Genomic DNA, 22415 nt, shown 5'->3' on the forward strand with positions numbered 1-22415 from the left:
TTTCCCCGTCAATTTACTCCGGCTTCTCCAGTACGGTATAGAAAAAGCCAGTCTTATTATACGGTAAAATCAGCCTTTTTTCAATAACCCGACTGTCCGGCATGCTTTTTTGGAATGCCTCCACGACTTTTTCATTCTCTTCTTTATTAATTGTGCAGGTGGAATACATCACTCTTCCGCCCGGTTTTGCATATTTCCACGCGTTTTCCAGAATCCGCCGCTGAATCTTCACCAGACTGGCGTACTCTCCGGTATGATCCCGAAGCTTGATTTCCGGCTTCACCGGGATGGTTCCCAGCCCGGAACACGGTACGTCCGCCACCACCGCATCGTAGCAGCCTTCCAGCTCCGGATAGAACACGGTCGCGTCCTTCACTGCGGTCTCCACGGAATGAAGGCCCAGCCGCTCCGCATTTCTCCGAATCAGCTCCGTCCGATGGGGATGAATATCCCACGCTTCCACTGTGCCGCAGTCCCCCATCCGTTCAGCGATTCCCGTGGTCTTCCCGCCGGGTGCCGCGCACATATCCAACACCTTAGATTCGGCTTTCGGCGCCAATGCCTGAATCGCCATCTGAGAGGAAATGCCCTGCACCGAATAGTGCCCCCTTCGGAACAAATCGTTCTGAATCAAGGCGCCTCCTTCCGTCAAGATGCCGCTGTCGCACTCCGCCGAAGGCGTCCCTTCAATCTCCAGCTCCCGGAGCTGCTGCAGAAGCGCTTCCCGGTCCTGTTTCAGCGGATTGTTCCGAAGCGCTACGGGCACCGGCCGATTAAAGGCGTCCAGAATTCGGACCCCCTCTTCCAATCCGTACTGATTCAGCATCAGCTTCACCAGATTCTCCTGACAGGAATACCGAACGGCCAAAGCGTGTCGGTCGCTTCCGCCCGGCAAATTCATTTTTTTACCGCCCCGAAGATAGCTTCGGAGGACGCCGTTGATAAAACCACGATTGGGTCTGTCTACGGCGCCGGCCAGCTCCACGATTTCGTTGACGCATACCGCATCCGGGATGCTGTCCACTTCGTTCAGGAGAAAAATTCCCATGCGAAGAAGAACCTTCGTCCGGCTTTTCATTCCCCGGAGTCCGTTCCGGCAAAGGCCGGCAATGACGTAATCCAGAGTCATGGAGCGACGAAGGATTTCTTTCACAACATAACGAACAAAGCCGGGAGAACAGTTTTTTCCGTCCTCCAGGGCTTCGTTCATCGCAATATTCGAATAGGCTTCCTGAGAATAAATCTTCCGAAGCGCATTATAACTCACTCGAAAATCTTGGTTCATCTATCTGTCATTACTTCCGCGGATCAGCAGAATCCGGATAAGAGATGCAACGGCGGTTGCCAGCGCGGCCACGTACGTCATCGCCGCAGCGTGAAGCACCTTGCGGCTTCCGCTGTAATCGAAATCGCTCACCATGCCGATGGAGGTCATCTGCTTCAACGCCCGATTGCTGGCATTCAGTTCTACCGGCAGTGTTACCAGGTGGAACAGGATTACGAATACAAAGCACAGCGCTCCCAGATTAAACAGCAGGGAGCCGTACCGGCTGGAGGTGGAGAAAATCAATCCCAGCATGATCAGCGGCCAGGAGAAGGTGGACGTCAAGTTCACCAGCGGAACGATTCCGTTCCGGATTCGTACCGGCGCATAATTGGTGGCATGCTGAATCGCGTGGCCCACCTCGTGACAGGCGATGCACATGGCCGCAATGGAATCCGTGTGGTATACCGCCTGAGACAGGTTTACCGAGTTGCTTCTCGGGTCGAAATAGTTATTCAAATCGTCGCCGCCGTTCAGGATATTGATTGGCACGCCGGACAGCCCATTGGCATCCAACATCATCCGGGCCGCTTGGGCACCGGTTAGGCGCCGACTGTTCTCCACTTGAGAATATCTGGAGTACGCCCGCTTAATTCTACCCTGGACAATCATGGTAAAAATCATCGCCGGAATCAGTACAATCATCGAGCTGTAATATCCCATTCCTCCGTAGTACATAGTCTATTCTCCTTTCGTCAGCCGATCTCCCACGGACACGCCCGCGCCCCGCAGAAAATCTCCTGCACTCATTCGTTTCTTTCCCTGCAGCTGGACTTCCAGAATCCGAAGTTTACCCTTGCCGCAGTCCACCGTGAAGGATTTTTTGTCCACCGCGGAGATTACACCCCCGTCGTGGGTACCTTCTTCTTCCGACACTTCCGCCCGGAAGAATTTAATCTGCTTCCCGTTAAGGAAACTGTACAGCGCCGGCCACGGGTCGTAGGCCCGAATCTTTCGTTCCTCCGATACCGCATCCCCGCTGAAATCCGTCAGTCCGTCTTCCTTCCGAATCATCGATGCATAAGTATGTTCTTCCTCGTTCTGCGGAGTATAGACGGCCGTTCCGTTCACAATCTCCGGAATGGTCTTCACCAGAAGCTCCGCCCCCAGTACCGACAGTTTGTCCGCCAGTTCATGGATGGTCATGCCTTCGATGTTCATTTCCGCTTTGGAAATCATATCTCCCGTATCCAAGCCTTTGGCCATCTTCATGATGGTCACGCCGGTGGTCTTGTCCCCCTGAAGGATGGAGTACTGCATCGGCGCCGCACCCCGAAGTTTCGGGAGCAGGGATCCGTGCACGTTGATGCAGTCATATTTCGGTGCATTCAATACCCGTTCCGGAAGCAGCTGGCCGAAGGCCGCCACCACGATGAAATCCGGTTTCAGGGCTTCCAACTCCTGCATGAATTCTTCATCCTTGCGAATCTGCTGCGGCTGTGCCACCGGAAGTCCGTGCTGCAGCGCGCATTCTTTTACCGGGGAGAAGGTAACCTTGCCCCGATTGCCCCGGCGGTCCGGCTGGGTGACCACCATCGGAATCTCGCAGCCGCATTCAATCAGCTTTTCCAATGAAGGCACCGCAAACTCCGGCGTTCCCATAAAAACAATCTTCATCTACCGCTCCTCTTCTTCCTGTTTCTTCAGGATTTCCGCATATTCCTCGTTGGTCATCACGTTGTCCGAACGGTCGGTATAGAGAATTCCGTCCAGGTGATCGTATTCGTGACAGATGCAGGTAGCCGCAAAACCGTCAAAGACCAGATCCTGCATTTCGCCTTCCGCATCCAGTCCCTGAATGCGAACCTTCTCCGGACGAACCACGTGTCCGATGTATCCCGGCACGCTGAGGCAGCCCTCCATGGAGTCCTGCTCCCCTTCCTTCTCCAGAATTTCCGGATTGATGAACACGTAATTGTGTTCCGGTTCCTCCAGTTCCGGACGGCACACGAACATCCGCTTCATGATTCCAATCTGAGGCGCCGCCAGGCCTACGCCGTCGGCTTCGATCATGGTGTCGATCATGTCACGGGTCACGGTCTGAATGTGCTTCGTCACCTCTTTCACCGGTTTGCATTTCTTTGCGAGGATCTCGTCCCCTTTCTCTACGATTTTACGAATAGCCATTGTTCCTCCTACACGATGCCATACGGATTGACATCAATTTCAATATATATTGTCGACTTCTGCTGAATCATCCAATCCCGATACCACATGTACATCTGAATGAATCCACTGCGGGACCCTTTCGGCGCTTTGATCAGAAAGGTCACCCGCTTCCGTTCCGTATTCCCCCGGAGCACTTCCTCCCGAGGCCGGTAAATCATGGATTTATCCGGCAGATTCTGCATATTTTCCAATTTCCCTTTAAAATCCTCCGCATACTCCATTGCGGTCCGATTCCCCGGTCGGTATTTTTCCCCTTCTGTAAAGGATACCGCAATTAAATCGGAGTATGGTGGATAATTCATGATATTTCGGTGGAGTAATTCCGACTCATAGAACCCGTCGTAATCCCCCTGAGCGGCAAAAGCGATGGCTTCCGCCTCCGGATTGTAGGTCTGAATCACCACCCGGCTGGATTCCGAACTCCGCCCCGCTCTTCCGGACACCTGGGTCACCAGCTGGTAGGTGCGCTCCGACGCCCGGTAATCCGGGATGTTCAGGGAAATGTCCGCATTCACGATGCCCACCAGTCCTACATTCCGAAAATCCAAACCTTTTGCCAGAATCTGAGTGCCGATGAGAACGTTCGTCCGTTGGTGCACAAAATCCGACATGGTGCGGTCGATTTCCTTCTGGTTCTTCGCCGTATCCAGGTCGAACCGCGCCACCTTGTATTCCGGAAACATCTCCTGCACCACTTCCTCCACCTTCTCGGTGCCCACGCCCCCGTACCGAATATGAGGGCTTCCGCATTCCGGACATTTCTTCGGCAGCGGAAATTTCTTCCCGCAATAGTGACACACCGCCGCATTCTCTCGCTTGTGGTAGGTCAAGGAAATCCCGCAATCGTTGCACTGATAGCGGTATCCGCACTCCACGCACTGAATCTGAGGCGCGTATCCCCGCCGGTTCAGGAACAGGATTACCTGCTCCCCCTTCTCCAGGCAGTACCGCATCTCCTCCTGCAGCCGCAGGCTGATCATCTCATTCCGACCCCGAGCCACCTGTCCTCGAATGTCCTCGATTTCCACATCGGGCAGACGGCTTTTTCCCACCCGGTTCTTCAATTCAATCAGGTGATAAATTCCGACGGATGCACGGTAAAAAGAAACCACGCTGGGCGTCGCACTTCCGAGAACCACCGTGGCACCGAAAGTCCCCGCTCTCTTATACGCCACATCCATGGTCTCGTATTTCGGGTTGTGGTCGGATTTGTAGGTGGATTCGTGTTCCTCATCAATGACCACCAATCCCAGATCCGTGACCGGCGCAAAAATCGCCGTCCGGGCACCCAGAATCACCTTGGCCGAACCCTTTCGAATCCGAAGCCAGTTCTCTAGCCGCTTCGAAGTGGTCAACTTGCTGTGCAGGATGGCCACGTTCTCCGCACCGAAGCGATTCTGAAACCGCTTCTCCATCTGCATGGCCAGAGCGATTTCCGGCACCAGCACGATGGCACTTCTGCCTTGGGCCAGCGCATGCTCCACCGCATGCATGTAAACTTCCGTCTTCCCGCTTCCGGTCACCCCCTTCAGCAGAAACACGTTTTCCTTTCGACGATCCAGGGACTCGTTAATCTGCTTCACCGCAGATTCCTGCTCCTCCGTCAGCTCCCAGGGCTCTTCCCGGAGTGCCGGTGCCTTCACCAGCTTCTCCTTTTCCCTTTTTCCGCCCACGGTGAACATCTTGACCCCGTCAATATACTTGATGCCGTACCGCCGCCGCATCCAGATGGCGGTATCAATCATCTCTTCGGAAAGAGAGCGCCTCTTGTCCACAGATTCGATTTCCCGAATTTTGTTCTCCGGAAGATCGGTTTCCACGCCGGTTTCGAATACGTACGCATCCACCGGCTTCTTTCTGTTACTGAACAGGGCGCTGACTTTATCACCTACCGCCACCGAATCCGGTGCGCGGTAGGTGAAGTAGGTATCTGTTAATTCACTTTTATTATCGATTACAACATTGATGTATTGCATTTCTTACAGTAGGAAAATATTGTGCTCTGCGCACTCCTCAATCATATCTTCCGGCCATACCGATGCCTGTACCTCTCCGATGTGCGCTTTCTGCAAGAAGAACATACACAGACGGCTCTGACCGATTCCGCCACCGATGGACAGCGGATACTTTCCGGTGATGACACCTTGATGGAATGGCTGCTCCAGACGGTCTTCTTTTCCGTCAATCTTCAACTGACGCTTCATGGATTCTGCATCCACACGGATTCCCATGGAAGAAATCTCGAACGCTCTGTCCAGGACATCGTTCCACACCAGGATATCCCCGTTCAGTTCCCAATCGTCGTAGTCCGGTGCTCTTCCGTCATGCTTCTCACCGGAAGCCAGGACGCCGCCGATTCTCTTGATGAATACGGCACCGTGTTCCTTAGTAATCAGGTCCTCCCGTTCCTTCGGGTTCTTGCCCGGATAACGATCCTCCAGCTCTTGAGAATCGATGAATGTAATCTCGTTCGGAAGCTCAATCTGAATATCCCGGTAGAGACGGTTTACATAATCGCCCAGGTTCTTCAGTGCGTGGTAAATCGTCACCACGGTTTCTTCCAGATATTCTTCCGTCCGCTGCTCTTTGGTGATTACCTTCTCCCAGTCCCACTGGTCCACGTAAATGGAGTGAAGGTTATCCAATTCCTCATCTCTCCGAATGGCGTTCATGTCGGTATAGATGCCGTGACCCGGCTCTACTTCATACTTGTACAAAGCCATTCTCTTCCACTTTGCCAGGGACTGCACGATTTCCACCTGGCGCTCGTTCATGTCCTTAATGGTGAAATCCACCCGGCGTTCCACACCGTTCAGCGTGTCGTTGAAGCCCGTTTCCGGGAATACGAACAGCGGCGCGCTCACACGGCGAAGCTGCAGTCCATAGGCCAGCTCCTGCTGGAAGTAGTCCTTAATCTTCTTGATGGCTCTCTGAGTCTCCTTCAGGCCCAGAATCGGCTCATAGCCTTCCGGAATAATTACGTTACTCATAGTTGTTTTTCTCCTTGTCCCCTTCATAACCTTTTTGCATTAGCGTACCTTGCATAGTCGCATCCGCAGAATCGCTGCCGATACAGACCATACTTCTTTGAAAGTTCCACACTTCTGCCAAAACCGTTCTTCTTCTTAAAATCAATCGGCAGGTAACAGGTGCCCGACTCTGCGGCAAGTTCTTCTCCCGTCTTCGTGAGAAGGTCGTAATTCTTGTGCGGGCTCACCGACATGGTGGATGTCCAATAATCTGCGTTTCTTGCTTTTGCCACACGAGCCGCCTCTTCATATCGGAGCCGGAAGCACTCTTCGCAGCGCCGCCCGCCTTCCGGTTCATCCTTCAGCATCGCCGTTCGCTCCAGATATTTCTCCGGTTCGTACCGTCCCTCCAGATAATGCACCAAAGTCCGGTCCTTGTACTCTTCATTAAAGAGACGGAGGAATTTCTCCAGATTCTCTTTTCGAAGATAATACTCTTCCGAATCCGTGATATTTGGATTATAATAGAACACGGTCACATCGTAGTCGAATGCGGTTCGCTCGACACAGGCTGTAGCACAGGGGCCGCAGCATGTGAGGAGAAGAAGCGTTGGTTTCTCTTCTGGCATGAATCTGTTTCCCTTTCAAATAATAAAAGTAATTATATCACGTTGCCCTTTGTGTAGCAACGATTTTGGAGGAAACATGCAAGGCGGAGAACGATATTTTTCTATAAGCAATTATTTCAAACAAACCTTTGGCGAAAAAACCATCAAGCTCTCTCTGGATGCGGGATTCACCTGTCCCAACCGGGACGGAACCCTGGGCACCGGGGGCTGCGCCTTCTGTTCTTCTTCCGGTTCCGGCGAGTTCGCCTCGTCCATCTCCGAGCAGATTGAACTCCTCAGCGAGAAATGGCCCCATGCCCGGCACATCGCCTACTTCCAGAACCACACCAACACCTACGCACCGGTGCCGGTTCTTCGAAAATACTATTACGATGCTCTTTCGGATTCCCGAATCGACGGCATCGCCATCGCCACCCGGCCGGACTGCCTGGGCGAGGACGTGCTGGATCTGCTGGAAGAGATCAACCGGGAACACTTCCTCTGGGTGGAATTGGGCCTTCAGACCATTCACCCCAAAACCTCCGAAGCCATGGGCATCGGTTACTCCCTGGACACCTTCCACGAGGCGATCACCGAACTCCACCGGCGGGGCATCCGAACGGTGGTTCACGTCATCCTGGGGCTTCCGGGCGAAAGCCGGCAGGACATGTTCGATACCGTGTCCTACGTGGCCCGGGTCCACCCCTTCGGCATCAAACTTCACATGCTGAACATCGTCCGGGGCTCCCGTCTGTACGACACGATGCCGGATTATGTACCTTTCCGCTCCATCGAGGAATACTGCGAGCTGGTGGTGGACCTCCTGGAAATCATTCCGGAAGACATCACGGTGCACCGCCTCACCGCTGACACCCAGCGCGGCCTTCTGGTGGCGCCGGAATGGAGCTACCGAAAGCGCACCATTCTGAATCGAATTAACCTTCGTCTCAAAGAACGGGATACCCGCCAAGGGGCTAAATGCGGCGTGCACAATCAATAATTCACTCACAAAAATAGGTTCGGCTCCCCGGAAACGTCCGGAGAATCGAACCTGTTTTTTTATTTCGGCAACTTCGTGGAAGACGGCATACTCTTGTACACCGGAATCTCGAATACCAGCTTCTCGCCGGTGAGGCCGTAGGCTTTGTAGGCCTTTGCCATGGACTTGGATTCCGTGTACGGTGCCGTGATGTTGGTCATGTACTGATGGGTGCCCGCCCGCAGCCATCCGTTCTTCACGTTGAACCGCTGGTAGTAGATGGTGTTCTGCCCCCGGTTGATGTAATCCTTTGACAGCACCTGAGCGCCGCCGTACACCGCTTTTTTGCGGGAGGTCCAGCCCTTCCGATAGGCGTACTTCAAGCCTTTCATCACCGGATTGGATCCCGAGGAAGCGCCGATGTTGTACGGATTGTACACCGTCTTTCCTTTCATCCGGTATCCCCGAATGGCGATGCTTCCGCCGCCGGTTTCCTGCCGAGCCCGAGATGCCAGGAAAATCGGACTCACCTTGTACTTCTTGCCTGCGCTCACGAACAGAGACGGAGAGAAGCCTCGCTTCGGCAGCTCCGTTCCGCTGAGGACTTTATTCACCGTGCCCGTGTTCTGATAAGAATGGTAATTCAAAGACAGGTACATGTAGATGTTCCGGTCGTTCAGGAAATGACGGGGATCCATGTAGTAGGACACCACCTTTTTGTTGGCGTTGAACCAGGTGGAGCCGTCCTTGGCGATGTACTTTCCGTTCCGGTAGCTCTTCCGCCCCTTGTCCCGATAGGATTTCGGGTAGGATTTGTAGATCAGAGAGACCCCGTCCCGGGTTTCCCGGGACAGCACCGTGCTGTAGCTCAGATTGACCTTCTTCGCCCGAAAAACCCAATTCGGATGCTCGTTATGAAGTTTCTTCAAAGATTTCCGATAGGATGCCGGGAACCCCTGAGACTTCAGGTAAGCGTCGTAATCGGAGGTGCTCACCTTCGTCAAGGAATCCGCGATGACATAGCGGTACTTTCCGTTCACCAGAACCTTATCCCACCATGTCTTGGCCCCCTTGTACCGAGACCGAATGCGCACGGACACCACCGCCCCTTTGGACAAGTTTCCCTTTGCCTTCATGGATGTTTTCGGCCCGATTCGAGCAGGCACTTTACGGGAAGCCCGGCCCAGTACCGCCTGATAGCGGATGCCGTCCACCCGCTTGGCCAGCACGTAGCCTTTCTTCTTTCCCACGCCGATGCGGTACCAGTGGTACCGGGAATCCGTCCGGGTTCGATGGGTATAGACTTCGTAATAAACGGTAATTTTCGTATTGTTCCGAAGGGTTCGGATTTTTTTCGATGAGGTGGAGGCCTTTTCCCGCAGCACCGTCCCTGCCTTCGCATTGATGGACGCGGTGGCATTCCCCGGTTTTGCTTTTATCGCGGCACGAGAAAAATTCGTTCCCGCCATCCACAGGCAGAGGAACATCATGCCGATTACCATCATTCGAATTCCACCCCCGCGTTCTGCGAATCGCCGCACGCCTGTCTCCTTCCTCGAACTAGTCGTCTGCCGACAATCTTCCGTCGTTGTAATGCTTTCGGCACAGAGAGGCGTACATGTCGTTGCCGCCGATTGCGATCTGATCTCCCTGCTTGATAATCTTTCCGTCCTGAATTCGGGCCACCATGGTGGCTTTCCGACCGCACCAGCAGATGGTCTTAATCTCTTCAATCTTGTCTGCGTACACCAGGAAATAGTAGGATCCTTCGAACAGCTCATTCTTAAAATCATTTTTCAGTCCGTAGGCCAGTACCGGCACGTCGAAGCTGTCCACGATTTCCGCCAGCTCCTGCACGTGATGCTTCCGGAAAAACTGGCATTCGTCCACCAGCACGCAGTCAATCTGATGCCGCATATTCTTCTCGATGAACAGCGTCATGATGTTCGTATCGTCATCCACCGTGTAGGCCTTGTGGCTCAATCCCACCCGGGAGGTCACCATATCCCGCTCGTAGCGGTCGTCCACCTCCGGAACCAAGCACATCACTCGCTTGCCCAGCTCCTCGTAGTTGTTGGCCACCTTGATGATCTCCAGGGACTTTCCCGCATTCATCGTACTATATCGATAATACAGCTGTGCCATTTCGCTCTCCTTATCCTGCTTAATATCTGCTTATTTTACCACGAATGCCCCGGAGAAGCAAAAAGCGGGAATGCTTCGCACCCCCGCCTTTAATCTTTATAATACTATTTCCAGGTTTTCATTCCACCCTGCAGGCAGATGATTCTGCTTTCGTCTACACCGTTCTTCACCATGGTGTTCCGAGCTTCATCGGCCTTGGCGTTACCGGTATAGCATACCAGAACGTAGAGACCGTTCTTGTTGTCGTTTACGGCCTTCATTACTGCCGCTTCATCGCTGGACGGAGCGGATACTGCATTGGAGATGTGACCTTTATCAAAGTCATCTTTTGCTCTTACGTCCATAACAGTGAATACCTTCTGACCGTCCACATCGGCCTTCAGGTTCTCCGGTGTGATTCCGTTTGCGAAGTTGAAGTTCCCGGAAGAAGTGTGCTTTGCCACAACGTAGCCTGCATACTTTGCATTCCATGCCTTCATGCCGCCGGCATCGGACTGCTTGGAATCATCTCCGCCCAGAGTCTGGATGTTCGCATTCTTGATTCCGTTGTTCATCAGAAGTCCGGTTGCTACCTTGGCATATCTGTTGCCGGAGTAGCAGATAACGATGTACTTTTTATCCTTGCCGTACTTGTCTACAACAGTCTTTACATTCGCTGCTGCAGCGTCCTTGGAGCTGTACTTGTTATCAATGTAGTATCCTACATCTGCGGAAACCGCACCGGCAATGTGACCGTTATCATAGTCTGCAGCCTTTCTGGCATCCAGAATTACGTAGGAAGAATCCTTCATCTTCTTGAATGTGGTTGCAGCGTTGGTGTAGTTGTAGTGATCCAGGTCATAACCGGCTGTTCTCCAAGCAATCATTCCGCCGTTCTTGGATTTCTTTCCCTGATCTCCGCCCAGAGTTACGATATTGTCGTTGTTTACGTTGCATGCACGAAGGTCGGAAGATGCCTTCTGAGCGTATCTGTTGCCGGAGTAGCAAATCAGTGCATACTTTTTGTCTGTACCCTTATCGGCTACGATATTCTTGATGGTCTCGTCCACATCGGCACTCTTAATGTCTACCGGTGTGCTGATTGCTCCTGCAATGTGAGCATCATCGTAATCGTCCTTTGCTCTTACGTCCAGGATGACATAGTCTGCAGCAGCCTTCTTCAGATTCTCTGCAGAGATGTAATTATCAGTCTGTACCGTATAGGTTACTGTAACCTTGGTTCCTTCTGCAGGAATACCCTGAGAAACAAAGTCCTTGCTGGTCAGACGGCTCTCGTTGGCAACAACGCCGGACCAGCAGCCGTTTGTGCAGGTGAGGCAGCCAAACTTCGCATTCGCATCGTTTCCGGTGTTGGCATAAATCATACTGAAGTTGTCGTTATCTTTCGCATCCTTCAGTGTCTCCATCATGGTTGCAGTTTTGTCGCCATACTTGATGCTTACATCCATTCTGGTGTAGTTCTTGTTTCCGGTTCCATCTGCTGCCAGTGCTTCGATGGTCTTTTTACCGGTTTCCTTGAATTCGGTCGGTACCTTTGCATTATTATTCCACGGAGTAGCGGAAAGCTCGCTCAGAGCCTTCGCCAGCTTCTCCGGAGCGGTACCGGTAATCAGTACGGAGGAATTTGCCTGTGTACCCTTGTAGTAGCACAGATAGGTGTGTCTTGCTTTCACCGCATTGCTTCCAACAATCGCATCAACCGTAACGGTCTTGGAGTCCTTATCCACGGTTACGTTGTCCGGAGCCGCAAGTACCTTAACCGCGCAGGTTGCCTTCTTGGATCCGCCTCTCTCGGTAGCGGTAATGGTTGCGGAACCCACACCCTTTGCCACTACGTTGCCCTTGCTGTCTACCGTTGCAACTCTTTTGTTGCTGGTTTTCCAGGTAACGCCCTGGTTGTAGAATCCTGCGGAACCTTTCACGGTTGCCTTCAGCGCAACCTTCTTCGTAACGAACATGCTCATGGACTTCTTGCTCATTGTTACGGACTTGGCCTTCAGATTCTTTACTTTAATCTTGATGGTCTTCTTTGCTTTCTTATTCTTCTTGGAGGTTGCTGTAATCTTTACAGTTCCCTTCTTCTTTCCGGTTACGTAGCCGGATTTGGAAACGGTGGCAACCTTCTTGTTGCTGCTCTTCCATTTAACGGACTTGCTTGCCTTGGAAGGTTTTGTTTTATAAACAGATACCTTTACTTTACCCTTGATATCCACTGTAGTAGAAGTGGCCTTGAGGTAAATCTTCTTCGGCTTCTTTGTTGCCGCATTAGCGGTAACGGATGCCATCGCCATGGACAGTGCCACGCACAGTGCCAACATGACGGTGAACATTTTCTTCGAACGTTTCATGTTCAAATTCCTCCTTCGTTCATCAATACTATACAATTAATTGAAGGGGCTCCCCCCTTTGCGGCATTCCAAAAGCGGAAGCCGTACGCTATAATTATAACTATTTTTCAATGAAAATAAATTATATTCCGGTCGTTTTTGCGAAGTATCGCAACAATTTATATTCTGCTGTCTTTTTATTGATATTTCCTATACTTCCTTGTGATTTGCCATCCACACCTGACGAATCAGGGTAACCAAAATCGCCAGTGCGAAGAGGCACAGCAGTCCGATAAAGAGCTTCTGCGCTCCGCCGGTGAGCATTCCGCCCACATAAGAATACACGATGCTGGCCGGCAGCTGGCCGAGGCCGGTTGCCAACATGAATCCGCCGAAATCCATTGCGGTCAGACCCGCCGCATAGCTGACGATATCAAAGGAAATAAACGGAAGCAATCGGGCAATCAGAATGCACTTTTTGCCGTATTTATCAAAAAACTTCTCGATGGACAGAAGTGCGCCCTTCGTACACAGTTTTTCCACCACGTCTCTTCCCAGGATTCGAGCAATATAGAAGCATACTGCGGCACCCAGCATAGCGGACGCCCAAGACAAGATGCATCCTTGCCACCATCCGAAGAGGTTCGCGTTGGTCAACGTAATGAAGAATGCCGGCAGCGGTGCTGCGATGGACTGGAACACCATCAGGAAGGCTGACACCAGCATCGCCCATTTTCCGTACTTCGCAATGAAGTTTCTCATCTGATCGAAGTCGCCGGACTTGAACATGGCAACCACGTTGTTAATCCAAGTGTGTACCGACGGCACTGCAAAATAGATTACAACGCACGCGATGAGAAGTCCCACCAGGACGATTTTTCCGGTATGCTTCTTCTTTGGAGCATTCACTTCTTTCTCGTTCATCTTTCTATTCCTCCTAAACTCATAAAACAATCATACTGATTAATTGTAACGGCTCTTCACAAAAATAACAAATAGGAATCGACTTTGTTTTCGGTGCGGAACTATTGATTATACCAATACCTCGCCCAAATATACCGCAAACGGGCAAAAGAAAAACGGTATGCAATGCATACCGTTCGTGGTGCCCAGACTCGGAATCGAACCAAGGACACAGGGATTTTCAGTCCCTTGCTCTACCAACTGAGCTATCTGGGCATATTACCTTATTCAATAAATGGTGGGCCATCAGGGACTTGAACCCGGGACCTGCCGGTTATGAGCCGGATGCTCTGACCAACTGAGCTAATGGCCCATATGTTGGGTGAATGGTCGGGGTGGCAGGATTTGAACCCGCGGCCCACTGGTCCCAAACCAGTTGCGCTACCAAGCTGCGCTACACCCCGATATTTAGTACAGTCCTTAGTGAATTGGCAGGGGCAGTAGGATTCGAACCCACGGCACGTGGTTTTGGAGACCACTGCTCTACCAACTGAGCTATACCCCTAAAATTATGGCGGAGAAGATGGGATTCGAACCCATGCGGCCCTAATAACGAACCCTAACGGTTTAGCAAACCGTCCTCTTCAGCCTCTTGAGTACTTCTCCAGATCATGTGCATTCTTGGCGGAGAGGGTGGGATTCGAACCCACGGTCCCTTTCAGAATCACTGGTTTTCAAGACCAGCTCCTTAAACCACTCGGACACCTCTCCGGATGTTTTAAGAGTAATGGTGACCCATCGGAGACTCGAACTCCGGACACCTTGATTAAAAGTCAAGTGCTCTACCACCTGAGCTAATGGGTCGCAATGGCTGGGGTAGCAGGACTCGAACCTACGAATCACGGAGTCAAAGTCCGTTGCCTTGCCACTTGGCTATACCCCATAATCAAGTCGGTCTGCTATACTCTCTCTGTTTCTTTAAAAAAAATAGTGGTGAGCCCACAGGGATTCGAACCCCGGACACACGGCTTAGAAGGCCGTTGCTCTATCCAACTGAGCTATGGACCCACATGGAGCGGATGATGAGAATCGAACTCACGCTATCAGCTTGGAAGGCTGAAGTTCTACCATTGAACTACATCCGCATAAAAGATGGAGCGGAAGACGAGATTCGAACTCGCGACCCTCGCCTTGGCAAGGCGATGCTCTACCCCTGAGCCACTTCCGCATATTGGTCGAGGGAGATGGATTCGAACCATCGAAAGCACAGCTAACGGATTTACAGTCCGCCCCCTTTGGCCACTCGGGAATCCCTCGATAAAATTATTGGAGCTGATGGAGGGAATCGAACCCCCAACCTGCTGATTACAAATCAGCTGCTCTACCGTTGAGCCACATCAGCTTATTGTTATAAAAAATGGCGACCGGGAACGGGCTCGAACCGTCGACCTCCAGCGTGACAGGCTGGCATTCTAACCAACTGAACTACCCGGCCAAAATGGTGGACGCTATAGGGCTCGAACCTATGACCCTCTGCTTGTAAGGCAGATGCTCTCCCAGCTGAGCTAAGCGTCCATACATCAGTCTGTCACTCATTATAGCAAACTTTCTTGCTGAGTGCAACTCTTTTTTTCAGAAACTTTTGAAAAGTTTTTCGTTTTCTTTACGTTCCTGACGACAAGCAATATATTACCACAGCATCTAATTGCTGTCAACGATTTTTTCGGAAATTTTTTCGTTTTTTTTCGACAGCAACTCGCAGGTACCCGAAGTGATATCGTTGAAAGTCTTTATTACCAAGCCTTCCGCCTCGGTTTTGCACCCTATGGTGACCTTCACTTTATCCATGTATTCCGTATGGATAATATGGAAGTCCCCCTGTTGCTCCGCATTATTTATTTTTGCCAAATGAGAATAGTCCAGCAGATACTCCATTACGTATCCGTCGGTTACGGTGCAGATGCCGGCTGCCTCCAACCCTAATTTGGCGGATCCGGAATACGCCCGAACCAAACCGCCGGTTCCCAGCTTTACACCGCCGAAATATCGGGTCACCACAACCACCAGATTGGTCAGGCCCTCTTCCACCAGCATGCGAAGAATGGGCGGCCCTGAGGTGCCCTGAGGCTCCCCGTCGTCGCTCATCCACTGCAGTTCCTGTTTTTCCCCGATTACCACGGCAGGGACGTTGTGCGTGGCATCCTTGTATTCTTCTTTTATCATGGCAACGTACGCCTGTGCCTCCTCGTAGGAATCTACGGGAGACACATGCGCAATAAAGCGGGAACGTTGGATTACCTGTTCCGCTTCTGCTTCTTTGTAAACGGTTTTATAGCTCATAATTACAAAATATACTTATCTACATCCACTTCGCGGATTTTTTCTTTGAACTTCTCCTGTACCATTTCCCGGTCTACCAGAACGTGGGTGATGTCCGGATTCGGAAGCTCGTAGGAAACATCCTCCAGAAGAGTCTCCATGATGGTGTACAGTCTTCTGGCACCGATATTTTCCGTCTCCTCATTCATCAGAAAGGCCATTCCGGCGATTTCGTCAATGGCATCATCGGTGAACTCCACCTGAACTCCTTCCGTCTCCAGAAGGGCTTTCTGCTGCTTGATTACGGCGTTTTCCGGCACCGTAAGAATCTGCTTGAAGGCTTCCTTGTCCAGGTTCTTCAGCTCCACTTTAATCGGGAAACGGCCCTGCAGCTCCGGAATCAAATCCGACGGCTTGGATACGTGGAACGCACCCGCACCGATGAACAGCATATGGTCCGTCTTAACCGGGCCATGCTTCGTATTGACCACGCTGCCCTCTACAATCGGCAGAATGTCCCGCTGTACGCCTTCTCGGGATACTTCGCCGCTGGCGGTCACGGAACTGCCGGAGGCGATTTTGTCAATCTCATCGATGAACACGATGCCGTTCTGCTCCGCATTCATCAGCGCCTCGTCCACCACCTGATCCATATCCAGCATGCTCTGAGCCTCCTGCTCCCGCAGGATTTTTCTGGCTTCCTTTACCGGCAGCTTCTTGTGCTTGGTCTTCTTCGGCATCATATCCCCGAAAATATTTCCGATGGCGATGCCCATGCCTTCGTTCTGCATGTCCAGCTGGTTGGTATTCGGCGTCACTTCCACATCGATTTCCACCAGCTCGTTCTCCAGCTTTCCGTCTCTCAGCTCACGGCGAACTTGCTCCCTTGCCATGGCAATATCGTCTGCCGGCTTGGCGTTCTCCGCATTCTGCTTGTTCTCGTACTCCTCCTTCTGGCTGGTATACCCACCGCTGTTGAGGATGAAGTCAAAGGGATTGCTGCTCTCTCCGGACTTCTTCTTTTTCTTTGCATCGGGAACCAGCGCTTCCAGAATCAAATCCTCTGCACGCTGATCCGCGATATCGTATTTCTCATCGATGTGCTTCTGCTTCGTGATGCGAACGGAGGCTTCCACCAGATCCCGAATCATGGATTCCACGTCGCGGCCCACATAGCCCACTTCGGTGTACTTTGTCGCTTCCACTTTAATAAAAGGAGCTTCCATAATCCGCGCTAACCGTCTGGCGATTTCCGTCTTACCCACACCGGTCGGACCCATCATCAAGATGTTCTTCGGTGTAATCTCTTCCCGCATCTCATCGCTGAGCTGGTTCCGGCGGTACCGGTTCCGCAGTGCGATAGCAACGGACTTCTTGGCCTCATCCTGTCCGATGATGTATTTGTCCAGTTCTGCTACAATTTCTTTCGGTGTCATATTCTTGATATTCATAGTACCGGGCACGCCTCCTTACAGTTTCTCCACGGAAATGTGGTCATTGGTATATACGCAAATGGAGGACGCGATTTCCAGGGATTTCCGCACGATGGATTCCGCATCCAGTTCCGTATTGTCGTACAGAGCCCGTGCGGCGGAGTACGCAAAATTTCCGCCGGATCCGATGGCAACTACATCCATATCCGGAACGATTACTTCACCGTTTCCGGATATGACCAGCAAATCGTCTCGGTCCATTACGATCATCAGCGCTTCCAGACTGCGAGCTCCTTTATCGGAACGCCAAATCTGAGCCAGATCCACCGCGGCCCGCTTCAGATTTCCGCTGTGCTCTTCCAGCTTTTTTTCGAACTTATCCGTAAGGGAAAAAGCATCCGCCACAGAACCGGCAAAACCGGTGAGTACGCGGTCGCCGTATATTTTTTTTACCTTCTTGGCGTTGTTCTTCATGATGGTGGTTTCACCCATGGTCACCTGTCCGTCTCCGCCGATGCAAATGTCTCCGTTGGGACGACGCACTGCGCAGATGGTGGTGGCATGAAATTCGATTTTACCCATTGTTGTATCCTTTCTATACCCTTAAAATTATTCTTCTCTGTAGTCGCATTCGCTGCTGGAACACTTGTACCGATATTTTTTCGTGGTGTTTTCCATCAGCAGGGAACCGCACTTCGGACAGGTCCGGTCGATTGGCTTGTTCCAGAATACCACGTCGCAGTCCGGATAACCGCTGCAGCCGTAGAAAATCCGGCCCTTCCGGGAACGCTTCTGCACGATTTCCTTTCCGCATTTCGGACATTTCACGCCGGTTGGAATCACGATGGCTTTGGTGTTGGTGCATTCCGGATAACCGGTGCACGCCAAGAACTGACCAAAACGGCCTTCCTTAATCGCCATCGGTTTTCCGCAGAGTTCGCAGACCTCATCACTGAGCACCACTTCCTGCTCGATTCGTTCCACCTCCGCATCGGCCCGGTCCAATTCCTTTCGGAAATTGCCGTAGAACCCGTCGATGGTGTTTTTCCACGGAAGCTTCTGAAGCTCCACGGAGTCCAGGTTATCTTCCATCTGGGCGGTGAACTGGGCATCCACGATATCGGAAAAGTATTCCGACAGAATTTTTGTGACATCAAAACCCAACTGGGTCGGCATCAGGGATTTCTTCTCCTTCTTAATGTACCGCCGAGTCCCCAGGGTGGTGATGATGGTAGCGTAAGTGCTCGGCCGGCCGATGTTCAGCTCTTCCAGGGTTTTTACCAGGCTGGCTTCCGTGAACCGCGGCGGCGGTGTGGTGAATTTCTGTTCCGTAATCACGTCCTGCGCCTGCAGCTCCTCGCCTTCTTCCAGCGCCGGAATATTCATACCGTTCTCGCCGGAGGATGCCGGATAGATTTTCTTCCACCCATCAAACTTCGGTGTGGAACCGCTGGCCTTCAGCTCGTATTTGCCATTTTTGATTGCCACCGAAACGGTATCGCTTACCGCCGGTGCCATCTGAGATGCCACGAACCGCTGCCAGATCAGCCGATACAGCTTGTACTGTTCCGGCGTCAGGGATTCCTTTAGCATCTCCGGATCCAGCGTCACATCGGACGGACGAATGGCCTCGTGGGCATCCTGAATATCCTTGTTTTTCTTGTTGGTGAACTTTCCGGAACCGATATATTCTTTTCCCATATTGGCTTCGATAAACTCGTGGGCCTGGCTTCTGGCACCCTCCGCCACACGAACGGAGTCGGTACGGATGTAGGTGACCAGACCGCGGGAACCCATGCCTTTGATGTCCACGCCCTCATAGAGTTGCTGTGCCACCTGCATGGTGCGGCGAGTCGGGAAGTTTAATTTAATGGATGCATCCTGCTGTAATGTACTGGTGGTAAAAGGAGGATACGGATTGGTCTTCTTGTCCTTCCGGATCACCTTTTCCACATGGTACGGGTTCTCCTGCAGTTCGATTTTCACCTTTGCGGCGGCTTCGCCGTCCGGAATATGGATCTTCTTTCCGCTGCGCTTTGCCACCTGCGCCTTGAAGCCTCCGCCAAAATCCGCGAAAATGTTCCAATACTCTTCCGGGATAAAGTTCAGAATCTCCGTCTCTCGGTCGCAGATGATCTTCAGGGCCGCCGACTGCACTCGGCCGGCAGAAAGTCCCCGGCGCACCTTTTTCCAGAGCAGCGGGCTGATCTGATAGCCCACCAGACGATCCAGCACTCGCCGGGCCTGCTGGGCATCCACCAAGCCCATGTTGATGGCTCTCGGATGTTTCAGGGCTTCTTTTACCGCCTCCTTGTTGATTTCATTAAATTCAATTCTGCATTCCGAGGTTGGATCGATACCGAGAAGATGGGCGATATGCCAGGATATTGCCTCCCCTTCCCGGTCCGGGTCCGTTGCCAGAAGGACGCGCTTCGCACTTGCGGCTTCCTTCTTCAGTTCCCGAATGGTCGGGCCCTTGCCCCGGATGTTGATGTACTCCGGCTCGAAATGGTTGTCCACATCCACCGCCAGCCGGCTCTTCGGCAGATCCCGAACGTGACCCACGGACGCGATGACTTTATAACTGGATCCCAGATATTTTCCGATAATCTTTGCCTTGGATGGAGACTCCACCACCAGCAGAGTTCGGGCTCTGGGTTTGGTTGTTTTCTTTGTTGTCTTTTTGGTTGTTTTCTTCTTTGCAGCTGTTGCCATTCATTATCTCCTCAAAAATATTTTACAACAGTTTATAGCATACCCCCAAGAAGGCTAATTTGCAAGGTGAATTTTTCCTCCGTGGCTGATGACTATGCCTTTAATTTCAAGCACGGTTATTATAGCACTGATTTTTCCAATGTTTTTGTTCATTATATGTGCAATTTCATTCACATGAATTCCATTATTCCGCTTCACGATTTCCAATATCGCCGTCTCGTCACCGCCTAATGCAATTTTCTTTTCACTCTCTTCCGGCAACTCCAGGCCCATATCCAGGAGTACATCCTTCACCACCACCAGGGGCACCGCGCCGTCTCGAATCAGCAAATTCGTTCCGATGCTGAACTGGCTGTTGATGTTTCCCGGCACCGCATACACCGTCCGTCCCTGTTCGCCGGCAAACTGAGCGGTAATCAGGGATCCGCTGGAAGATCCGGCCTCCACCACGACCACGCCCTCGCTGAGTCCGCTGATAATTCGGTTTCGCGCCGGAAAGGAGTATTGGTTTCCGCTAAAATCATTTTCGTATTCGGAAATAACCAGTCCTTTTTCGGTGATTTCTTCCTGCAGGGGTTTGTTTTTCACCGGGTAATTTCGATCCAATCCGGTGCCCAGCACGGCGATGGTGCTGCCTCCCACTTCCAGCACCCCGGTGTGGGCAAAGGTGTCGATTCCGCTGGCCAATCCGGACACCACCGCCAGCTCCGTCTTCCCGAAATACTTTCCGATCATCAGCGCAGTCTGCTTTCCGTACAGGGAATAGCGGCGAGATCCCACCACCGCCACCTTCCGGCATTCCAGCAGTTCCGGGTTTCCTCTGCAAAAAAGCTTTTTCGGCGGATTCGGAATCTGCCGCAGGAGCTCCGGATACAGCCGGGAATCCCGGTCGATTTCAAAATCTTTTTTTATCATATTAAGCCTCCTTCAATAAATATCCTCCGGCGCCGTCCGGTAACTCAGGGCTTCCAGAATATGCTCGCCTTCAATGCATTCCGACTGCTCCGCATCCGCGATGGTGCGGGCTACCTTCTGCACCTTTATCCAGGTGCGAGGCGACAGTTTCAGGTTGGTATACGCATTCTGAAGGATTTCTCGGCCCTCCGCCGAAATCTCTAGCTGCTGCACCTCCCGGTCTTCCAGCAGGCCGTTGGGCTTTTCCTGCCCCCTCGCCGCCGCAAAATCAATCGCTTGCATCACCATTTTCCGCATCTCTTCGGAGGAAAGGTTCTCATCGGGTTTTCGATTCAGCTCATCGTAGTGCACCTTCTCCATCTGAATCATCATATCCATGCGCTCCAACATGGGACCGCTGAGCCGCTTTCGGTAATTCTCAATCTCCCCCGGCGAGCACCGACATTCCCGCTCCGGATCTCCCAGGTACCCGCAGGGACAGGGATTCGTTGCCATGACCAGCCGAAAATCGCTGGGGAACCGGTACGCTCTCCCATGGCGAAAATGGGTGATTTCCCCCTCTTCAAGGGGAATGCGCAGGGCCTCGATGTTTTCCCTTTTGAATTCGCCCACTTCGTCCAGAAAAAGCACCCCGTTGTGGGCCATGGTGATTTCCCCCGGCACCGGGTAACTTCCGCCGCCCAGCAGTCCGGCCTTTCCGATGGAATGGTGGGGGTGCCGGAACGGCGGCGCCGATATGATCTCCTGTCCCTTCTCCAGTTTGCCCGCAATGGAGTAAATCATGGTGGTTTCCACCATCTGCTGCCGGGTCAGCGGCGGGAGGATGGAAGGAATGCGCCGGGCAATCATGGTTTTGCCGCATCCGGGACTTCCCATCATCAGGAGTCCATGGTGGCCGGCCACCGCAATCACGGCCGCCCGCTTGGCGTTTTCCTGGCCGCTGATATCGCTAAAATCCGCATATTCCGTTTCCCGGATTGCCGGCCGGACGCGTTCGCCCTGTGACGGGATTTTTTTACCCTGAACCGCATCCAGGCATTCTTGAAGATTTCGGACCGCAAAAAGCTCCGGCCCGGCGCTCCCGCCTTCCCGCGCCAGCTCCGCTTCCGCTAAATTCTCCGCCGGCAGAACGACCCGCCGAATCCCCGCTTTTTCCATTCCCAGAATCATGGGCAGCACGCCTTCCACGCGGCACACGTCCCCCTGAAGGGATATCTCTCCAATAAAACCAATTTCACGAAGGGCATCGGCGTCCGCGTATCCCATGGCGCCCAAAATTCCCATGGCAATGGCCAGATCCAGATGGCTCCCGTTTTTGCGGATGCCCGCCGGAATCAAATTCACGGTCACCCGTCGCCGGGGATACTCGAAACCGGAGTTCAGGAGGCCGGACTTGATGCGCTCTCGGGATTCCATCACCGTGGTGGATGCCAGCCCCACAATATTGATCTGAGGAAGTCCCGGACCGATATCCGTCTCCACTTGCACCGGAATTCCTTCGATGCCCTCGCAAACTGCTGTATATACTACACTTATCATTTTGTCCTCCTTTGTTGATTTGAATGATTTGAGCGCGCTGCGTGCTTTGTGCGCTGCTGCAATTCGGGCG

General features: G+C 52.4%; 18 protein-coding genes and 15 tRNA genes. 1 reads left to right on the top strand and 32 read right to left on the bottom strand.

Features of this window, described 5'->3' with window-relative positions; translation table 11 throughout:
• Positions 1-13 precede the first annotated feature (13 nt).
• Genes rsmB through PUE40_RS00615 form a run of 7 tightly spaced genes read right to left on the bottom strand, consistent with a single transcriptional unit; the run spans position 14 to position 7091 of the window.
• On the bottom strand, positions 14-1285 hold the full coding sequence (gene rsmB, locus PUE40_RS00585) for a 16S rRNA (cytosine(967)-C(5))-methyltransferase RsmB (RefSeq protein WP_277671580.1): 1272 nt from the start codon (positions 1283-1285) through the stop codon (positions 14-16).
• Complete coding sequence (locus PUE40_RS00590) at positions 1286-2002, bottom strand: zinc metallopeptidase (protein WP_235898232.1); 717 nt, start codon at positions 2000-2002, stop codon at positions 1286-1288.
• Between the two features lie 3 nt (positions 2003-2005).
• The gene (gene fmt / locus PUE40_RS00595; RefSeq protein WP_277671581.1) at positions 2006-2941 is read right to left on the bottom strand and encodes a methionyl-tRNA formyltransferase; all 936 of its coding nucleotides are present in this window, start codon (positions 2939-2941) and stop codon (positions 2006-2008) included.
• Entirely contained in the window at positions 2942-3451 is a 510-nt protein-coding gene (gene def / locus PUE40_RS00600; protein ID WP_277671582.1) for a peptide deformylase, read from the bottom strand.
• Positions 3452-3459: 8 nt separating this feature from the next.
• Positions 3460-5469, bottom strand: coding sequence for a replication restart helicase PriA (gene priA, locus PUE40_RS00605; protein WP_277671583.1), 2010 nt, complete (start codon positions 5467-5469; stop codon positions 3460-3462).
• A 3-nt stretch (positions 5470-5472) separates the two neighbouring features.
• Positions 5473-6483, bottom strand: a complete 1011-nt coding sequence (gene asnA / locus PUE40_RS00610; RefSeq protein ID WP_277671584.1) for an aspartate--ammonia ligase — start codon at positions 6481-6483, stop codon at positions 5473-5475.
• 23 nt (positions 6484-6506) lie between these two features.
• Positions 6507-7091, bottom strand: coding sequence for an epoxyqueuosine reductase QueH (locus tag PUE40_RS00615; RefSeq protein WP_277671585.1), 585 nt, complete (start codon positions 7089-7091; stop codon positions 6507-6509).
• Positions 7092-7167: 76 nt separating this feature from the next.
• Here PUE40_RS00615 and mnmL point away from each other — a divergent pair, with 76 nt between their 5' ends.
• Positions 7168-8070, top strand: coding sequence for a tRNA modification radical SAM protein MnmL/YtqA (mnmL, locus tag PUE40_RS00620; RefSeq protein ID WP_277671586.1), 903 nt, complete (start codon positions 7168-7170; stop codon positions 8068-8070).
• Between the two features lie 59 nt (positions 8071-8129).
• On the opposite strand, the gene PUE40_RS00625 is transcribed toward mnmL, so the two are convergent.
• The 25 genes from PUE40_RS00625 to PUE40_RS00745 form a co-directional block, all read right to left on the bottom strand.
• Positions 8130-9554 carry an N-acetylglucosaminidase gene (locus tag PUE40_RS00625; protein WP_277671587.1) on the bottom strand — a complete coding sequence of 475 codons (1425 nt, stop codon included), beginning with the start codon at positions 9552-9554 and terminating at the stop codon, positions 8130-8132.
• A 55-nt stretch (positions 9555-9609) separates the two neighbouring features.
• Positions 9610-10194 carry a thymidine kinase gene (locus PUE40_RS00630; RefSeq protein WP_277671588.1) on the bottom strand — a complete coding sequence of 195 codons (585 nt, stop codon included), beginning with the start codon at positions 10192-10194 and terminating at the stop codon, positions 9610-9612.
• A gap of 104 nt (positions 10195-10298) precedes the next feature.
• Positions 10299-12542, bottom strand: a complete 2244-nt coding sequence (locus PUE40_RS00635) for a rhodanese-like domain-containing protein (protein WP_277671589.1) — start codon at positions 12540-12542, stop codon at positions 10299-10301.
• Between the two features lie 189 nt (positions 12543-12731).
• Positions 12732-13445 (bottom strand): TVP38/TMEM64 family protein, encoded by a 714-nt coding sequence (locus PUE40_RS00640; RefSeq protein ID WP_277671590.1) that lies wholly within the window; start codon positions 13443-13445, stop codon positions 12732-12734.
• Positions 13446-13624: 179 nt separating this feature from the next.
• Positions 13625-13700, bottom strand: a tRNA-Phe gene (locus PUE40_RS00645).
• A 20-nt stretch (positions 13701-13720) separates the two neighbouring features.
• Positions 13721-13797 (bottom strand) — tRNA-Ile (locus tag PUE40_RS00650).
• Positions 13798-13811: 14 nt separating this feature from the next.
• Positions 13812-13888: transfer RNA gene (locus PUE40_RS00655), tRNA-Pro, on the bottom strand.
• A 25-nt stretch (positions 13889-13913) separates the two neighbouring features.
• A tRNA-Trp gene (locus PUE40_RS00660) sits at positions 13914-13989 on the bottom strand.
• Between the two features lie 7 nt (positions 13990-13996).
• A tRNA-Ser gene (locus tag PUE40_RS00665) sits at positions 13997-14090 on the bottom strand.
• Positions 14091-14106: 16 nt separating this feature from the next.
• A tRNA-Ser gene (locus tag PUE40_RS00670) sits at positions 14107-14195 on the bottom strand.
• Between the two features lie 17 nt (positions 14196-14212).
• Positions 14213-14288: transfer RNA gene (locus PUE40_RS00675), tRNA-Lys, on the bottom strand.
• A gap of 4 nt (positions 14289-14292) precedes the next feature.
• Positions 14293-14367: transfer RNA gene (locus PUE40_RS00680), tRNA-Gln, on the bottom strand.
• Positions 14368-14415: 48 nt separating this feature from the next.
• Positions 14416-14492 (bottom strand) — tRNA-Arg (locus PUE40_RS00685).
• Between the two features lie 3 nt (positions 14493-14495).
• Positions 14496-14569 (bottom strand) — tRNA-Gly (locus tag PUE40_RS00690).
• A gap of 8 nt (positions 14570-14577) precedes the next feature.
• Positions 14578-14652, bottom strand: a tRNA-Gly gene (locus PUE40_RS00695).
• 4 nt (positions 14653-14656) lie between these two features.
• Positions 14657-14741: transfer RNA gene (locus PUE40_RS00700), tRNA-Tyr, on the bottom strand.
• A 10-nt stretch (positions 14742-14751) separates the two neighbouring features.
• A tRNA-Thr gene (locus PUE40_RS00705) sits at positions 14752-14826 on the bottom strand.
• Between the two features lie 16 nt (positions 14827-14842).
• A tRNA-Asp gene (locus PUE40_RS00710) sits at positions 14843-14919 on the bottom strand.
• A 4-nt stretch (positions 14920-14923) separates the two neighbouring features.
• Positions 14924-14999 (bottom strand) — tRNA-Val (locus tag PUE40_RS00715).
• A 126-nt stretch (positions 15000-15125) separates the two neighbouring features.
• Positions 15126-15764, bottom strand: coding sequence for a YigZ family protein (locus PUE40_RS00720; protein WP_277671591.1), 639 nt, complete (start codon positions 15762-15764; stop codon positions 15126-15128).
• Positions 15765-15766: 2 nt separating this feature from the next.
• Positions 15767-17194, bottom strand: a complete 1428-nt coding sequence (gene hslU, locus PUE40_RS00725) for an ATP-dependent protease ATPase subunit HslU (protein WP_154554689.1) — start codon at positions 17192-17194, stop codon at positions 15767-15769.
• 18 nt (positions 17195-17212) lie between these two features.
• Positions 17213-17758 carry an ATP-dependent protease subunit HslV gene (gene hslV / locus PUE40_RS00730; RefSeq protein ID WP_154554688.1) on the bottom strand — a complete coding sequence of 182 codons (546 nt, stop codon included), beginning with the start codon at positions 17756-17758 and terminating at the stop codon, positions 17213-17215.
• 27 nt (positions 17759-17785) lie between these two features.
• The gene (topA, locus tag PUE40_RS00735) at positions 17786-19891 is read right to left on the bottom strand and encodes a type I DNA topoisomerase (RefSeq protein ID WP_277671592.1); all 2106 of its coding nucleotides are present in this window, start codon (positions 19889-19891) and stop codon (positions 17786-17788) included.
• Between the two features lie 54 nt (positions 19892-19945).
• Positions 19946-20806, bottom strand: coding sequence for a DNA-processing protein DprA (gene dprA, locus PUE40_RS00740; protein WP_154554685.1), 861 nt, complete (start codon positions 20804-20806; stop codon positions 19946-19948).
• A gap of 12 nt (positions 20807-20818) precedes the next feature.
• A complete protein-coding gene (locus PUE40_RS00745; RefSeq protein WP_277671593.1) occupies positions 20819-22345 on the bottom strand; it encodes a YifB family Mg chelatase-like AAA ATPase in 1527 nt (508 codons plus the stop codon).
• Positions 22346-22415 lie beyond the last annotated feature (70 nt).

Source organism: Mogibacterium kristiansenii, from assembly GCF_029224645.1.
In the GTDB taxonomy this organism is placed as follows: Bacteria; Bacillota; Clostridia; order Peptostreptococcales; family Anaerovoracaceae; genus Mogibacterium_A; species Mogibacterium_A kristiansenii.

Excerpts from the sequence above, each read along its gene's own strand:
- rsmB (WP_277671580.1), bottom strand. The coding sequence starts at position 1,285 with ATGAACCAAGATTTTCGAGTGAGTTATAATGCGCTTCGGAAGATTTAT.
- PUE40_RS00590 (WP_235898232.1), bottom strand. The coding sequence starts at position 2,002 with ATGTACTACGGAGGAATGGGATATTACAGCTCGATGATTGTACTGATT.
- fmt (WP_277671581.1), bottom strand. The coding sequence starts at position 2,941 with ATGAAGATTGTTTTTATGGGAACGCCGGAGTTTGCGGTGCCTTCATTG.
- def (WP_277671582.1), bottom strand. The coding sequence starts at position 3,451 with ATGGCTATTCGTAAAATCGTAGAGAAAGGGGACGAGATCCTCGCAAAG.
- priA (WP_277671583.1), bottom strand. The coding sequence starts at position 5,469 with ATGCAATACATCAATGTTGTAATCGATAATAAAAGTGAATTAACAGAT.
- asnA (WP_277671584.1), bottom strand. The coding sequence starts at position 6,483 with ATGAGTAACGTAATTATTCCGGAAGGCTATGAGCCGATTCTGGGCCTG.
- PUE40_RS00615 (WP_277671585.1), bottom strand. The coding sequence starts at position 7,091 with ATGCCAGAAGAGAAACCAACGCTTCTTCTCCTCACATGCTGCGGCCCC.
- mnmL (WP_277671586.1), top strand. The coding sequence starts at position 7,168 with ATGCAAGGCGGAGAACGATATTTTTCTATAAGCAATTATTTCAAACAA.
- PUE40_RS00625 (WP_277671587.1), bottom strand. The coding sequence starts at position 9,554 with ATGATGGTAATCGGCATGATGTTCCTCTGCCTGTGGATGGCGGGAACG.
- PUE40_RS00630 (WP_277671588.1), bottom strand. The coding sequence starts at position 10,194 with ATGGCACAGCTGTATTATCGATATAGTACGATGAATGCGGGAAAGTCC.
- PUE40_RS00635 (WP_277671589.1), bottom strand. The coding sequence starts at position 12,542 with ATGAAACGTTCGAAGAAAATGTTCACCGTCATGTTGGCACTGTGCGTG.
- PUE40_RS00640 (WP_277671590.1), bottom strand. The coding sequence starts at position 13,445 with ATGAACGAGAAAGAAGTGAATGCTCCAAAGAAGAAGCATACCGGAAAA.
- PUE40_RS00720 (WP_277671591.1), bottom strand. The coding sequence starts at position 15,764 with ATGAGCTATAAAACCGTTTACAAAGAAGCAGAAGCGGAACAGGTAATC.
- hslU (WP_154554689.1), bottom strand. The coding sequence starts at position 17,194 with ATGAATATCAAGAATATGACACCGAAAGAAATTGTAGCAGAACTGGAC.
- hslV (WP_154554688.1), bottom strand. The coding sequence starts at position 17,758 with ATGGGTAAAATCGAATTTCATGCCACCACCATCTGCGCAGTGCGTCGT.
- topA (WP_277671592.1), bottom strand. The coding sequence starts at position 19,891 with ATGGCAACAGCTGCAAAGAAGAAAACAACCAAAAAGACAACAAAGAAA.
- dprA (WP_154554685.1), bottom strand. The coding sequence starts at position 20,806 with ATGATAAAAAAAGATTTTGAAATCGACCGGGATTCCCGGCTGTATCCG.
- PUE40_RS00745 (WP_277671593.1), bottom strand. The coding sequence starts at position 22,345 with ATGATAAGTGTAGTATATACAGCAGTTTGCGAGGGCATCGAAGGAATT.